General features: G+C 47.2%; 20 protein-coding genes and 2 pseudogenes. 15 read left to right on the top strand and 7 right to left on the bottom strand.

All coding sequences use genetic code 11. The features are described from left to right. Position 1: 1 nt before the first annotated feature. From RRV97_RS01215 to RRV97_RS01185, 7 genes and pseudogenes are all read right to left on the bottom strand, one after another. The gene (locus tag RRV97_RS01215) at positions 2–505 is read right to left on the bottom strand and encodes a glycoside hydrolase family 108 protein (RefSeq protein WP_315611719.1); all 504 of its coding nucleotides are present in this window, start codon (positions 503–505) and stop codon (positions 2–4) included. Positions 506–621: 116 nt separating this feature from the next. Next, complete coding sequence (locus RRV97_RS01210; protein WP_315611718.1) at positions 622–1,389, bottom strand: hypothetical protein; 768 nt, start codon at positions 1,387–1,389, stop codon at positions 622–624. 27 nt (positions 1,390–1,416) lie between these two features. Then, positions 1,417–1,911, bottom strand: a complete 495-nt coding sequence (locus RRV97_RS01205) for a hypothetical protein (RefSeq protein ID WP_315611717.1) — start codon at positions 1,909–1,911, stop codon at positions 1,417–1,419. A gap of 56 nt (positions 1,912–1,967) precedes the next feature. Beyond that, positions 1,968–2,528 carry a hypothetical protein gene (locus tag RRV97_RS01200; protein WP_315611716.1) on the bottom strand — a complete coding sequence of 187 codons (561 nt, stop codon included), beginning with the start codon at positions 2,526–2,528 and terminating at the stop codon, positions 1,968–1,970. Between the two features lie 23 nt (positions 2,529–2,551). Beyond that, on the bottom strand, positions 2,552–2,782 hold the full coding sequence (locus tag RRV97_RS01195) for an excalibur calcium-binding domain-containing protein (protein WP_094192853.1): 231 nt from the start codon (positions 2,780–2,782) through the stop codon (positions 2,552–2,554). Positions 2,783–2,795: 13 nt separating this feature from the next. Further along, positions 2,796–3,311: a helix-turn-helix transcriptional regulator gene (locus tag RRV97_RS01190; RefSeq protein ID WP_232445012.1), complete on the bottom strand. Its 516-nt coding sequence runs from the start codon at positions 3,309–3,311 to the stop codon at positions 2,796–2,798. Between the two features lie 12 nt (positions 3,312–3,323). Next, positions 3,324–3,443, bottom strand: a pseudogene (locus RRV97_RS01185) (hypothetical protein); the annotation flags it as partial. Positions 3,444–3,584: 141 nt separating this feature from the next. Here RRV97_RS01185 and RRV97_RS01180 point away from each other — a divergent pair. The 15 genes and pseudogenes from RRV97_RS01180 (at position 3,585) to RRV97_RS01110 (ending at position 12,888) form a co-directional block, all read left to right on the top strand. Next, entirely contained in the window at positions 3,585–3,785 is a 201-nt protein-coding gene (locus tag RRV97_RS01180; protein WP_314575196.1) for a DNA-binding protein, read from the top strand. Then, a complete protein-coding gene (locus RRV97_RS01175; RefSeq protein ID WP_049322374.1) occupies positions 3,785–4,063 on the top strand; it encodes a DNA-binding phage protein in 279 nt (92 codons plus the stop codon). The genes RRV97_RS01180 and RRV97_RS01175 overlap by 1 nt, the downstream gene beginning before the upstream one ends. Positions 4,064–4,098: 35 nt before the next feature. Next, on the top strand, positions 4,099–4,935 hold the full coding sequence (locus RRV97_RS01170; RefSeq protein WP_315611715.1) for a hypothetical protein: 837 nt from the start codon (positions 4,099–4,101) through the stop codon (positions 4,933–4,935). A gap of 3 nt (positions 4,936–4,938) precedes the next feature. After that, positions 4,939–6,717 (top strand): transposase, encoded by a 1,779-nt coding sequence (locus tag RRV97_RS01165; RefSeq protein WP_315611714.1) that lies wholly within the window; start codon positions 4,939–4,941, stop codon positions 6,715–6,717. A gap of 41 nt (positions 6,718–6,758) precedes the next feature. Beyond that, complete coding sequence (locus RRV97_RS01160) at positions 6,759–7,904, top strand: ExeA family protein (protein ID WP_315611713.1); 1,146 nt, start codon at positions 6,759–6,761, stop codon at positions 7,902–7,904. A 67-nt stretch (positions 7,905–7,971) separates the two neighbouring features. Beyond that, positions 7,972–8,118 carry a hypothetical protein gene (locus RRV97_RS01155; protein WP_168165904.1) on the top strand — a complete coding sequence of 49 codons (147 nt, stop codon included), beginning with the start codon at positions 7,972–7,974 and terminating at the stop codon, positions 8,116–8,118. Then, positions 8,115–8,309, top strand: coding sequence for a hypothetical protein (locus RRV97_RS01150; protein ID WP_049322378.1), 195 nt, complete (start codon positions 8,115–8,117; stop codon positions 8,307–8,309). Before RRV97_RS01155 ends, RRV97_RS01150 begins: the two co-directional genes overlap by 4 nt. After that, on the top strand, positions 8,306–8,593 hold the full coding sequence (locus RRV97_RS01145) for a hypothetical protein (RefSeq protein ID WP_315611712.1): 288 nt from the start codon (positions 8,306–8,308) through the stop codon (positions 8,591–8,593). The genes RRV97_RS01150 and RRV97_RS01145 overlap by 4 nt, the downstream gene beginning before the upstream one ends. Beyond that, positions 8,590–9,075: a hypothetical protein gene (locus RRV97_RS01140; protein WP_315611711.1), complete on the top strand. Its 486-nt coding sequence runs from the start codon at positions 8,590–8,592 to the stop codon at positions 9,073–9,075. The genes RRV97_RS01145 and RRV97_RS01140 overlap by 4 nt, the downstream gene beginning before the upstream one ends. Then, on the top strand, positions 9,059–9,520 hold the full coding sequence (locus RRV97_RS01135) for a hypothetical protein (RefSeq protein ID WP_049322381.1): 462 nt from the start codon (positions 9,059–9,061) through the stop codon (positions 9,518–9,520). The genes RRV97_RS01140 and RRV97_RS01135 overlap by 17 nt, the downstream gene beginning before the upstream one ends. Beyond that, positions 9,513–10,124 (top strand): annotated as a pseudogene (locus RRV97_RS01130) (DUF3164 family protein). The gene RRV97_RS01135 and the pseudogene RRV97_RS01130 overlap by 8 nt, the downstream one beginning before the upstream one ends. Positions 10,125–10,299: 175 nt before the next feature. Further along, complete coding sequence (locus RRV97_RS01125) at positions 10,300–10,575, top strand: HU family DNA-binding protein (RefSeq protein WP_315611710.1); 276 nt, start codon at positions 10,300–10,302, stop codon at positions 10,573–10,575. Positions 10,576–10,722: 147 nt separating this feature from the next. Next, positions 10,723–11,202 carry a gp16 family protein gene (locus RRV97_RS01120; protein ID WP_315611709.1) on the top strand — a complete coding sequence of 160 codons (480 nt, stop codon included), beginning with the start codon at positions 10,723–10,725 and terminating at the stop codon, positions 11,200–11,202. After that, positions 11,195–11,539 carry a Mor transcription activator family protein gene (locus RRV97_RS01115; protein WP_079453739.1) on the top strand — a complete coding sequence of 115 codons (345 nt, stop codon included), beginning with the start codon at positions 11,195–11,197 and terminating at the stop codon, positions 11,537–11,539. The genes RRV97_RS01120 and RRV97_RS01115 overlap by 8 nt, the downstream gene beginning before the upstream one ends. 275 nt (positions 11,540–11,814) lie before the next feature. Next, positions 11,815–12,888 carry a 2-oxoacid:acceptor oxidoreductase gene (locus RRV97_RS01110; protein ID WP_315611708.1) on the top strand — a complete coding sequence of 358 codons (1,074 nt, stop codon included), beginning with the start codon at positions 11,815–11,817 and terminating at the stop codon, positions 12,886–12,888. Positions 12,889–12,894: the final 6 nt, after the last annotated feature.

Raw genomic sequence — 12,894 nt, 5'->3', positions numbered from 1 at the left:
TTTAATCGGTGTTATCTGCAGACGCATGAATCAGGTTTTGCGCCACGCGACGAATCCAGCCTTTGCCAAAAGATCCGAACGTACCCAGCTTGGTATAAAAGACTAGACGCTCGGCGTTGAAACGGAGCAGGAGATCATTTTCAGGAAGTGAATTGATGGCTTTGAGGCTGACTGCTCCGATAACGCCGTCGTCCGGTACGCCAGCGGCGCGTTGCAGCATACGGGCAGCATTGCCATGACCGTGGTTGATGCAGGCATCGAAGAATTGGAACGCAACCGCTTCCGGCATTTGATCGGCGTGGTAACGCTCCCAAAATGCTTGACGGTAAATGCCGATCGCCTGTTCGCGCGTCATGGCACGCATGGAGCCGTTGTAGCCGTTTGCCTGAGCAGTGCGTTTGGTGATGCCCCAGTTGGTCTCGCTGCCGGGGTCTTTGGGATGATTGACATAGCCGCCCTCGTGGGAGAGGACGCGCTCAATGAATTGATTGAATTTGGTGGACATAAAAAATCCCTGTATCTATTGATAGGTACAGGGATTTTAGGCGATTGTCGTGAATGAACCTTTAAACAGAAATTAAAAACTGAAGCTTCAAAATATGTCTATTTCAAAAAACTGTGTTAATTTTTCTGCTTGATTAGGAAGCCGTCACACCCTCCTCGAAATTTTTTGCTCTCAAATTTTAAAGTTCCTCCTTTTTTCTTAGGCCAAAGAGCTTTAAGACTGGGTGAAACTCCAATTTTATTCATTTCACAAGATAATTTCGTAGCATCATACACACAGCTACCAAAAGCTTTTGGATGTTTTGCATCAGGTAATCCAGCTGCATAAATAATAGTCTGACTTTTTGCCAAGCCCACGCCAATGTTTATATCTTTTGGTAAGCGATATCTTTCATGGATTATATCGTTAACAATTTCTTTCATATCAGTAATAATATCATTTGCAGCATTGTATGCCTTATAGATATCGCTACGTTTCTTGTAACTGAAGAAACCTAAAATACCATCCCCCAAATATTCAGTTACTTGCCCACCTCTAAAATTGACTACTTTTTCCATCGCAGGCAATAGTGCAGACGTTTCAAGAAAAATTCTTCTTAATGGGTGCATAATACTATTGGCAGATTTTGCATGTTCTGTTGACTTTCTCATGTCCGCGACCAACGCAATTAATTCAGTATTTTTACTTTCATATTCGCTAATAAATTGATGATTGGGAATGCTTGTAGTTATGCTATCCATAGCGACAGATAACGATTCCGTTACTAGTATTTTTGCACTTTCTTCTTTCTCCAAATCTCCTCCGCTTTCTTTCCAAAATTGGTCTGCAATATCTAATGCGAGAGTAATGACGGTTTTAATTTCTTTTTTTTGATCCTGATTCATTATTTAATACTCGTAGTGATAGAATTGTTAAATTTTAAGGATTACTTTTAATGCAAAAAGCACTGTCCAAAAAAAACTTGCAATTAAAGAGGTACGAATACAAAAAATTTTTTTTTCACAAATTGCATGGATAGTATCCCTATCTTTTTTTAAATTTTCTACTATGCAAATTTTATCACTTGTTAAATCAATGTTTTTTTTTGTCCATTTAGGCCATATCCCAACCAGTAATGCAATTACAGAAATAATCCAAGAAAAGATTAATAAAATCAAAATTATATTTTCACAGAATGTAGATTTAGCCACATCGGTAAATAATACTTTATTAGTAAATTCAAGTTGGTTAATTGGTAATAAATAAACAATTAATAAATGGCCAATTTTTGTATCTTGAGCTCTAACAATCTCCTGTAATTCATTAATACTATCTTTATAAAATTGAATTTGGTTATCTTCAAGTTCATCTTTAGGATTCGCAGAAGTAAGAAGACAGGATAAGACCATAAGTAAGGGATTTCTCATATTTATCAATAAAATTATTAGCTTAGCTTAAGTAATTTAAATTTACTGTCTATCATCTACTCAGGCTTCGCCGTCAAAACCACGCTCGGTAAATTGGTAACAGTGACTTTATAAGCAATCCCACCACGCGCCCATTCTCGGGTTGGCTCTTTTTGCGCATTATGGCTGTCAATCGCCATTTTGATTTGGTCGCCGGTATCACGCAGCAGTGTGCGGTCTTCCGGAGCGGTTGCCGCAATCAAGGCTGCTGCGGCTTTGGACAGTTTTTCCGCTTTTTGAGGCATTGCATCTGTATTCCAGACTACTCGGACGGCAGTAATTTTGTCGGCTTTATCGGTATCAACGGTTAATGTGAGGCCGTCTGAAAAGTCATGCAGCAGATTCTTTCCTTCTGCATTATCGGTTGGGGATACATGTTCAGGCAGGGTCAGCCCGGTTTTTTGATCGGCAAGCCCTTTATTGGCTGCTGATTGATAGTCGGTATAGCTTACCGGCATGGTTTTTAATTCGGATTGTGCTTGCTCTTGAGGTTGGGCAGATGCCGGTTGTTCTTCAGATTGGCCACCACACGCAGACAAGGCAACTAAAACCGATAGTGTAAGTAAGATTTTCTTCATGAGTTTCCCTTGGTCTGATTGGTTTATTTCTTATGCTTTTTCGGACATTTCTTACCGTTGCCGCCGGGGTTGCAGTCGCAGGCTTTCCCATCACCATCACGATCTAAACTTTTCCAGCCCGGCTTCTTGGCCAAATAATACTTTTGCGCGGCTTGATGTGTCGGGAAATCTTTGCATTTGGCTGCAGCAACAGCCTGATGCGGTATCAGTAGGCACAAAACCGGCAACAATGCTGCAAAATAAGTTTTCTTCATAAGTTTTCCTTTGTTATGTCAGGTCTTTTGAGATTTGAACCACTTGGCCGATGACCTGAATATCGGGATGGTCTGCCAACATCAACGACATCGGCGGATAGGTATCATTGTCTGAAATCAGCAGCAGGCTGCCGTCAATCTGTTTTTGGATGCGTTTGACCCAAAGCGTTTCTCCTGAGCGGATAACGTAAATTTGTCCGTCTCGCGGATTGTTTTTTGAGGTATCCACCAAGAGCATGTCTTTACTATGGATGGTGGGCTCCATACTGTCTCCACGTGCGGTGACACAGTTGAGGTCTTTGGCAAACAGGCCGCGTAACTTAAGCCAGTCTTTGCGGTAAGCCAAGTGGTTGGCCGGCTCTGCCACTCCGTAGGCGGCCGCGCCATTCCCTGCGGACACTTCTACGTCATACATTGGGATGTATGCGTATTCATCTTTATCAATTTCCCCTTCAAGGTGGAAATTTCTCCCTTTCCCTATCAGCCAGTTTGCATCAATTTGAAAAATTTCCACTATAGATTGGATCATTTCTAGCGGCGGACGCTGCTTTCCTCGCAGTACATCCTTCAGTCTGGTCGGTTTTTCTCCAATTTTTTCGGCAAATTCGTCAATTGTAATCTTATTAAATTCAATAACTTGCCTAATTTTTTCCAAAACCATACCTAAAATTCCTCAAATAAGTGGAAATAAACCTTGCAATAGTGGGATATTTCCACTATTATTTACACAACATTTAACCAAGATTGTTTAAATCTTTAAACAATCAGAATTTTAACACGAGAACGAAACAGGAGATATTCCGTGAAAGCAGAAAAAATAAAAGCAGGTTTCCGCGAACGCGGTGAAACGATTAAGGATTGGTGCGATGCGCGTGGCTATGACCCGACTTATGTATCCCGGATTTTGAACGGAAACGTTAAGGCAAACCGTGGTAAGGCGCATGAAATCGCAGTTGAGTTGGGGATGAAGTCCAAATTGGATGAAGTGAAACGGAGTGCGTGATGAGTGCCAAAGGCGTACGACTTTTGAAAGTCTTTAAGGCATTGGAAGCCCATCCGATTATCGGCATCAGCAACAAGGAAATTTCAGACGGCCTCGGTATTTCGCCGGTACATGTCAGCCGGGACTTGGAAGACCTGATTGCCGAGGGTTTGGTAGTCAAGCTGGATAACGGAAATTTTGCGTACAGCATTAAAACCTTGCAAATCGCGGAACGTTTCAGACAGCAACAAGAACGTTTGACTGCACGTTTGCAGGAAATTGAACAACGAGTTTATTAAATGCGACGACGTCGTCGCATTTGCAGGAGACAAAAATGGAAGTATTAGGACACGCGGTTGGCTCAACGGCAAACGAACTGGCAATACATAGCATGGCGGTTATGGATCGTTTTTCAAATGGCGAGGCTTACAACGAGGCTGTTTGGATTGAACGGGGACGCTTTGCGGTACGCCAAACGATGGAAGGTATGTTTGAGCTGGGTCGCGCACTCATCATCATCAAAGAGCATACGCCGCATGGCCGTTTTGCTGAGATTGCCGAGAAAGAGTTTGGTTTAGGTCGCCGTGAATCACAACGCTTGATGAATGCCACGCTGCGCTTTATTGACCCAAAAATGAAACAGGCGCAGCCGCAGCTGATGAAACTTGGAAAGTCAAAACTGCTGGAGCTGCTGGTGGAAGATGACGACACCTTGCTGGAGTTTGCCGAAGGCGGCGAAATCAACGGCAATACGCTTGATGATGTCGACCGCATGACTGTTAAGGAACTGCGTGTAGCCTTGCGGGAGAGCCGCGAGACGGCGGAAGCAAAAGACAAAGTCATCGCCGACAAGAACAAAATGGTCGATGAGCTGGCCGAGAAGCTGGCCAAGAAGCAAACCGGTGTAAGAGAGCCGAAGGCGGAGGATGTGGGCAGTGAGTTGACGATGCAGTTATCAAGCCTTGAGGTCGGTATCCGCAGTCAAGTGAGCCGTCTGAAAGATTTGTTCGACCAACTTAATGCGCACAGTGAGGCGCACGGGATTAGTCATCAGGCAAAAATGGTCGGGGCGTTGAATCAGATTATTTTGGATTGCAACGGCATCCGCGAGAGCTACGCTCTACCGATGGAAGCCCCTCAAGATGAGACGCCGGAGTGGTTGGGAGAATAAATCATGAACGCCGGATTGGTAGAAAGACTGACTGAAATCGAGGCTCAAGCCGCTTTGCTTGGACGGGGAGAACGGTCGGAGTATCTGAAACGGTCGGCACAGGATTTAGGGGTATCGCTCGCTACGCTCTATCGGAAATTGGAGTCTGTGAGTGTTAAGCCGAGCCGAAAACGGCGAAGCGATGCCGGTAAAACGGAACTGAAGCTAGAAGAAGCCAAACTGATTTCGGCTGTACTGGTGGAGGCCATGAGGCGCAACGGAAAGCGGTTGATGTCGGTCAAGCAAGCAGTGGAGATGCTGCGAGCCAACGGCAAAATCGAGGCGGCGCGGATTGATGAGGAAACGGGAGAAGTAAGTCCTCTTTCTGAAAACACCATTACCCGGGCTTTACGAGAGTACAAGCTACATCCCGACCAATTACTTCAGCCTGATCCTGTCAGCCGTATGAAATCTGAACATCCGAATCATTGCTGGCAAATCGACCCTAGTTTGTGTGTTTTGTATTACCTGCCGCGACACGGCAAGGATACGGGGCTTAGGGTGATGAAAGAGGAGGAATTCTACAAAAACAAACCTAAAAATGTTGTGAAGATTGAGCAAGACCGCGTGTGGCGTTACACCGGCACCGACCATGCCAGTGGAACGATTGTCGCCCGGTACTACTTCGGTGGCGAGACGAGTGCGAACTTGTGCGATTTCTTCATCTTCATGATGCAAGCCAAGGAGGATGTACATAAGGATCCGATACGCGGTGTGCCGCGCATGGTCATGCTTGACCCGGGAAGTGCGAATACGTCGTCTGCTTTTAAAACGCTGTGCAAGTCGCTTGATGTGCATGTGCAGATCAATAAACCCGGCAACCCCCGTGCCAAAGGTCAGGTAGAGAAAGCCAATGACATTGTGGAAACGTCATTTGAAAGCGGTTTGCGCTTTACCGAGGTGCACGATATCGACCAACTGAATGCCCTGGCAGAGCGTTGGATGCGTTACTACAACGGTACACAGATTCACAGCCGTCACGGTATGACCCGCTATCAGGCGTGGAACAAAATCAAACCGGAGCAGCTGATCCTGCCGCCTCCTGCGGAATATTGCCGAGAGCTGGCAATCAGTGCGCCAAAAGAAGCCAAGGTATCGGCTGATTTAGAAATACGCTTCGGCGGTCGTTTCTACAGTGTGAAAGCCATTCAAGGCATATTGGTTGGACAGAAGGTTTTGGTAGCCAAAAACCCTTGGGAAGAGAACGGAGCACGAGCGGCAACGTTTGATGCAGACGGCCGTGAAACATGGGTGGCTGTGCCGGAAGTGGTGTTCGACGACATGGGCTTCAGAGCCGATTCGGCAGTCATCGGCGAGGAGTACAAGGCACCGGGCAATACTGCTGCCCAGCAACATGCGAAGGAGCTCGACAAGATGGCTATGGGAGCGGAAACGCTGGAGCAGGCGGCAGCCAATCGAAAAGGCAAGGCTGTACCGTTCGGCGGGTCTATAGATCCATTCAAGCACCAGGAAGATACGCTCGCTACACGCAATACGCTCTATTTGGAGCGTGGCGGCCAGCAGATGGAATACAACCGGATGGAGGTCGCCGAGCAGATGTTGAGCAAGGTGGAAATAGCGAAGCTGTTGAAGCCGCGTATCGAAGCCGAAGGTGGAGACTGGAAACAGGCTGTTGCGCTCATTACCAAACATTATCCGGACGGTGTGGCCGCCAGTCAGTTGGAAGCGGTTTTTGACAAGCTGAAAACGGCAGGCCGTCTGAAATTACATAAAACCGGTTAGGCAAATGCGACGACGTCGTCGCATTTGTAGAGAGGAAAACGATGAAACAAAGTTTTCAAAAAATCGGCAAATCCTATGCCACCGCCGCAGCCGAAATTGGATGCAGCAAGCCGATGCTGGTGGCGGTAGTCAATCACGGGCAATGGCCGAAAAAAAACGCAGCCGAGCTGCGAAGGAAATTGAAACAATTTTTTGAAAAGAATGGTGCGGAAATCCCAGCGAGCCTGAGAAACGAGCCGGAAACCGCACCTGCCCAAGCAACTTACGAAGACAAGGACAATGAGATGTTACTACGAAAAGCAACCCTGAACCAAGCCGCAAAACAGCATTTTGGATTATTCCGCGACCCGTTCAACGATGAAATCCAGTCGGCAGACGATGTGTATATGACCCCTGACGTGCGTTATGTACGTGAGGCAATGTTTCAGACGGCCTGTCATGGCGGTTTTGTGGCGGTGGTCGGTGAAAGCGGCGCGGGTAAATCCACACTGCGCGAAGACCTGCAAGACCGTATCAACCGCGAAGGCCGTCAGATTGTGTTGATTGAGCCTTATGTGCTGGCAATGGAAGACAACGACCAAAAAGGCAAAACGCTTAAGGCGGTACATATTGCCGAATCCATTCTGGAGGCGGTGTCGCCGGGAACCAGCCCGAAGCGCAGCCCGGAAGCACGTTTCCGCCAAATCCACCGCGCTTTGTCGGAAAGCGCGAAAGCAGGAAACAAACACCTGCTTTTGATTGAGGAGGCGCACGGTCTGCCGCTGCCGACCCTGAAACATCTGAAACGCTTTTTTGAGCTTAAAAACGGGTTTGAACGCCTGCTCGGGATTGTCTTAATCGGTCAGACGGAGTTGGCGCAAAAGCTCAGCGAAAACAATCCTGCTGTGCGCGAGGTGGTGCAACGTTGCGAGGTGGTTACCCTCCTTCCTCTGACTGACGGCAAGCTGGAAGGTTATTTGAAACACAAGTTTGCCCGGGTCGGTGCGGATGTTTCAAAAGTTTTGAACCAAAGTGCGGTGGATGCGGTTGCGGAACGTTTGACTGTGAAGAGCAGAACGAGCAAAGGGGTTGAACAGAACAGCCTGCTCTATCCTCTGGCCGTCAATAATCTTGTGGCTGCGGCGATGAATCAGGCGGCGGAATTGGGATTTGAACTTGTTGACGGCGATGTGGTACGGGGGGTGTGAGATAAGTATGCGTACGAAAATTAAAGTTATCTGTTTGTGTTTCATCGTTGGGGCTGGTCAAGCTTTTTTGTGGGAAACCATTAGCAGTAAATCTGTACAGCCAAACTGCGATAAAGAGGTTGCCGACCAGTTATGGGAGGCGGTGTATGGCGGAATGAGCGATACGGACAAAATGGCAGGCGTGGTTTTGGAGCCCATCGGAGCGGAAAAATGAACAGGGATTACAGCAAAATCAAAGTGTCGGTATGGCGCGAAAAAGGCGGTCATCTTGTCACTGAGCTGACAACGGTGTCGGGTAAGTTTGTGATGATGTATGTGTCATCTCGGCTATCGGATGAAATTGAGGATGTGGTTCAGACGGCATTGCGGTGTTTGAGCCGTAAGGATTTGGAGATGGTGAGATGACAATTTATCTAAATATCGCCCGTGACGGCATTATCAAGGTTACTCAGGATGCTGCTTTGGGAAACCAAGAAGGCGATACAGATTACCTGAGTAAAGAGCTGAATGAGGGCTGTACGCTTGAAGAAGTTTATGCGGTTGTCGCTGCAAATACATCTTGGAGAAATGGGTTGTTTTATTTCCCTCCGGTGGATGTAGAAGATGGAGATCAGGCATGTGATGCAGCTATTGATTTTTCCGACTTGGTTTATTGCAGCCTCAAAAGGCTGATGGAGGCAAGAACATGAAAGTACGCTGCCCTACCTGCGGTGCGGTGATGAGCTTGGATGTATTAATCGCCCATGACGATGCCCGTGAAGCCCTGATTGCCCTGACCGGCATTTCGGATGAGCTGGTCAAAGCGATGTTGCGGTATTTGACACTGTTTCGTCCGGCTGAAAAGGATTTAAGTTTTAACAGAGTTTCAAAGCTATTGGGAGATTTGCTGCCTATGATTCAGGCAAGGATGGTCGAGCGCAACCGCAAGCAATATGCGGCTCCCCGCGAAGCATGGATTTGGGCTGCGAACCGTTGCATTGAGGCGCGTGACTCAGGCCGTCTGAAAACTCCCCTAACAAGTCACGGGTTCTTACTGGAAAACATCACATTTTGGCAGCCGGAAAGAATGGCTTCAACTCCTGCTGTCTGTAATGCGGCTGAATCAGGGACAAAGCTTCGTGCCGGTGTGGGGAATTTGATGGAGTGGGCAGGAAATGGAGAACCAGCATGAATGGTTGAAAAAGGAAATCGCCAAAGGGTTTATGTTGCTATCTGCCTTAAATCTAAAAGGCCGACCGGCTGCCAAAGACCTGACGGCGGTAGCCCAAGTATGGTACGGCCTTCTGCTCAAACAAAAATGGCAGCCTGATCGTGATGTATCAAGGGTAAAAATGGCGTTTGAGAATATCGCTGTCTCACAGAACGAATGGCCGAATCCATCTGACTTAATCCGCTATCTACCGCCTTTGGAAATAAAGATGGTGCCTAGGTTGGATGAAAAACATACTCCTACTACATACGGTAAACAGCAAGCAAAAGCATTGAAACAGAAGTTGGCAGTATTGAAAACTGCGCCCTGCATGAACAGGGAATGGATACACGGCCAACGCCACCGGACGGTGGATGAATGTAGAAAGATATATGCCGACAGGCAGAAAGGTATTAAAAATGAATGAACTGGATTTGAGCAAATACCGCAAAGATGCAAAAGGTAATTTGGTGCCGGTAGACAATATTAAGGAAATGGATTTATTGCGCGACGAGCTGGTCATGGAGCTGGCAGGAAAGGCTCGGTCGGTACAAGAAAAGATTGTGGATTTCAAACGTGGTGCTGTTGAGGATATTGCGGCGTTTGTACAGCTCTCCGCCGACCGTTACGACGTATCGTTGGGCGGCAAGAAAGGCAATGTCACTCTTCACAGCTTCGACGGTCAATATCGTGTAAATCTTGCTATGCAGGACACACTGGTCTTTGATGAAGGTCTGCTTGCCGCCAAGGCTTTGATTGATGAGTGCATCAATGAGTGGACTGAGGGCAGCCGGACGGAGTTGAAAACGCTCATTAATGCGGCATTCCAGGTTGATAAAGAAGGCAATATATCTACTGCTCGTGTTCTTGGGCTGCGCCGGTTGGCAATTAAAGATGAGAAATGACAACGCGCTATGGATGCTTTGAGCGATAGTTTGCAAGTTCATACAAGCAAGCAATTTGTACGGATTTACGAACGTGGTCAAGACGGCGAGTATCAGCTGATGAACTTGGATATTGCGAAAGTGTGACTATGCTGCTGTTTTTATTTTCTGCCTCAATCTTCGTCTATTGGTTAATCCACTTGGTATTTCGGGTGGACGATTGGAAAGACCAAGATGAAGACAACTGGCTGGACGGAAAAGATTAAAGAGTTTAACCGCGCGGCACGGTCTGCCGCTTTTATTAAATCATTTGGAGTTAATCATGCATAAAACTGAATTGGTGGCCGCATTGGCCGAAAAAGCAAACGTAAGTAAATCTACTGTAGCTGATGTCTTGAATGCCTTTGAGACTGTTGTGACTAACGAGCTGATTGCCGGTGGCGAGGTTCGATTAACCGGTTTCGGTACGTTCTATGTTGTAGACAAGGCAGAACGTCAAGGTCGTAACCCTAAGACCGGCGAGGCATTGGTCATCGCTGCCCATACTACGCCTAAATTTAAAGCCGGTACGGATTTGAAAAAAGCAGTCAATCCATAGCCAGGCTATAAAAAAGGCCGTCTGAAACTTTCAGACGGCCTTTTTTATTTGCCAAATGACTACCGGCAAATGTAGAATCATGTGTAATATATTGATTTATTTAAATATATGAAACAGCGTTTCAGTATGTGAAAAGAAAGGATTAGCATGGAAACGGCAAAAGCGAAAAAACAGCGTTTAATCCGTCTGATTCACGTCGGTAAAACGCAGTTGATGATGGCCGATAGCGAGTACCGTACGCTATTGGCCAATATTTCGCGCGGGAAAACGAGCAGCACTAAGTTGTCGGTCGATGAGTTAGAACTGGTGGTAACGGCTCTGAAGGCGCGTGGTTTTGTAGTAACGACAAAAGCGCAGGCTAAAAGTGACAAGCTGGATATTAAAGTCCGGCCTGCCCATCCTGCGGTTGATGGCCAAATTAAAAAAATACGTGCGTTATGGCTTGAGCTACACGGTATCGGTGCAGTAAGAAATCCGTCCGAGCTGGCTTTGGGTAGGTTTGTAAAGCGTATGGTCGGCGTTGATTATCATGGCTGGCTTGATATTGATAATGCACAGAAGGTCATTGAACACTTGAAACAATGGTTGTTACGCGAGGAAAGAAAACTGGAGGTGCTAAGTGGCTGATGAGCGCGTACCCGAGCTGGTAACCGATTTGGAAGACCAAATGTCTGCCTGTTTATGTTCTGAGCTGCCGATGTTGGATAAAACTCAGGCGAAGGTGGTAAGTAAGAAGGTGGCAAGATTCATTACGGATAACTGGGGAGGCCAATTGATTTATATCCCGAAGAACCATATCGGCAAGGTATCGGAAAGAGACCAGCAGGTATATCGGGAATTTAATGGTAAGAATCATGCGGCATTATCCAAGAAATTTGATTTAACTGTTCAACAAATCTATCGCATTGTGAAAGCAGTCGGAGATGCGGAAAGGTCGAAAAGACAGACTGATTTGTTTGGATAAGTCTCGTAATAAAACGGAATGGCGGTCAGGTTTTATCCTGACCGCTTTTATATTGCGTTTCTCGTCTTGGTCGGGGGTTTGCTTACCTTGAGCTATAAACTCGCTAAAAATGCCGTTTTTGCGCATTTTGAGTAAAACATGTTTTAAACCGCATTAAAAGCCGTTTCAGACGGCCTTTGTCAAAATAGCCTCATCAATCCGATGGGGCTTTTTTTGTGAAAAAGTTGTTTGAAATTTTTAAATCCGGCACGCGTACTGACAATAACGGCCGAAAAGTGACGATTACCGATGCGGATGTGGCTCAGGCAGCTGCAGCTTATGACCCAAAGCTGCATGAAGCACCACTGGTCATTGGCCATCCGAAGACCGATGCTCCGGCCTATGGCTGGGTGGGCAGTCTGCAAGCCGATGGTGGTGTGCTGTCGGCCGATTTTGCGCAAATGGACGATGATTTTGTCAGTCTTGTACAAAGCGGCCGTTACAAAAAAGTGTCGGCCAGTTTCTATCCGCCCGACAGCCCGAGCAATCCGAAGCCAGGCTCTTGGTATCTGCGCCATGTCGGTTTTCTCGGTGCGCAACCACCTGCGGTAAAAGGTTTATCCGCCATTAATTTTGCTGAAGACGATGAGTATGTCGAGTTTTCCGAATATGCACACCGCCGCACGGCCTCGATTTTCCGCCGTCTGCGTGAGTGGCTGATTGAGCAGTACGACGCGGCCACCGCCGATAAAGTCGTTGCCGATTGGGAAATTCGCGACATTGAAGAATCGGCAGACTGGCAGCCCGAACCTCCCACACCGGCATTTGCCGACCCTGTAACCCCAAACGAATCTCAAACCCATGAAAACAAGGAGACCTCTATGTCGCCCGAAGAACAACTGGCAGCCGAAAAAGCCGCCCGTGAACAAGCCGAAGCTAAGGCAGCCGCTGCGGAAGCAGAGCTGAAACGCTTGCAAGACGAGCAAGACCAAGCCTTGCGTGAAGGTCAACATGATCAGAATGCCGAATTTGCCGAAGCCTTGGTAAAAGAAGGCCGTCTGAAACCCGCTGATAAGGATTTGGTGGTGCAGGTATTGGACTTCGCAGAATACCCCGAACATACCAGCGTCGATTTTGGCGAAGGCAGCACCATTGGCGAAGCGTTGCGCCAATTCTTGCGCAACCTGCCGGAAGTATTGCCAAGCGGCCACTATGCCAAAGGGACTACTCCTATGGCCGCCGCTGGACTGCCGGCCGATTTTGCCGAAGCGGCTAATCCTGATGCGCTGATCCATCACGAACGTGCTGTGGCTTTGGCAGCCAAAGAAGGCATCAGCTACGAAGAAGCGGCACGCCGTACCGCCGTTTAACCCAAA

The organism is Neisseria sp. DTU_2021_1001991_1_SI_NGA_ILE_055, assembly GCF_032342915.1.
GTDB lineage: Bacteria > Pseudomonadota > Gammaproteobacteria > Burkholderiales > Neisseriaceae > Neisseria.
This window is presented reverse-complemented; position numbering and strand designations above follow the sequence as displayed.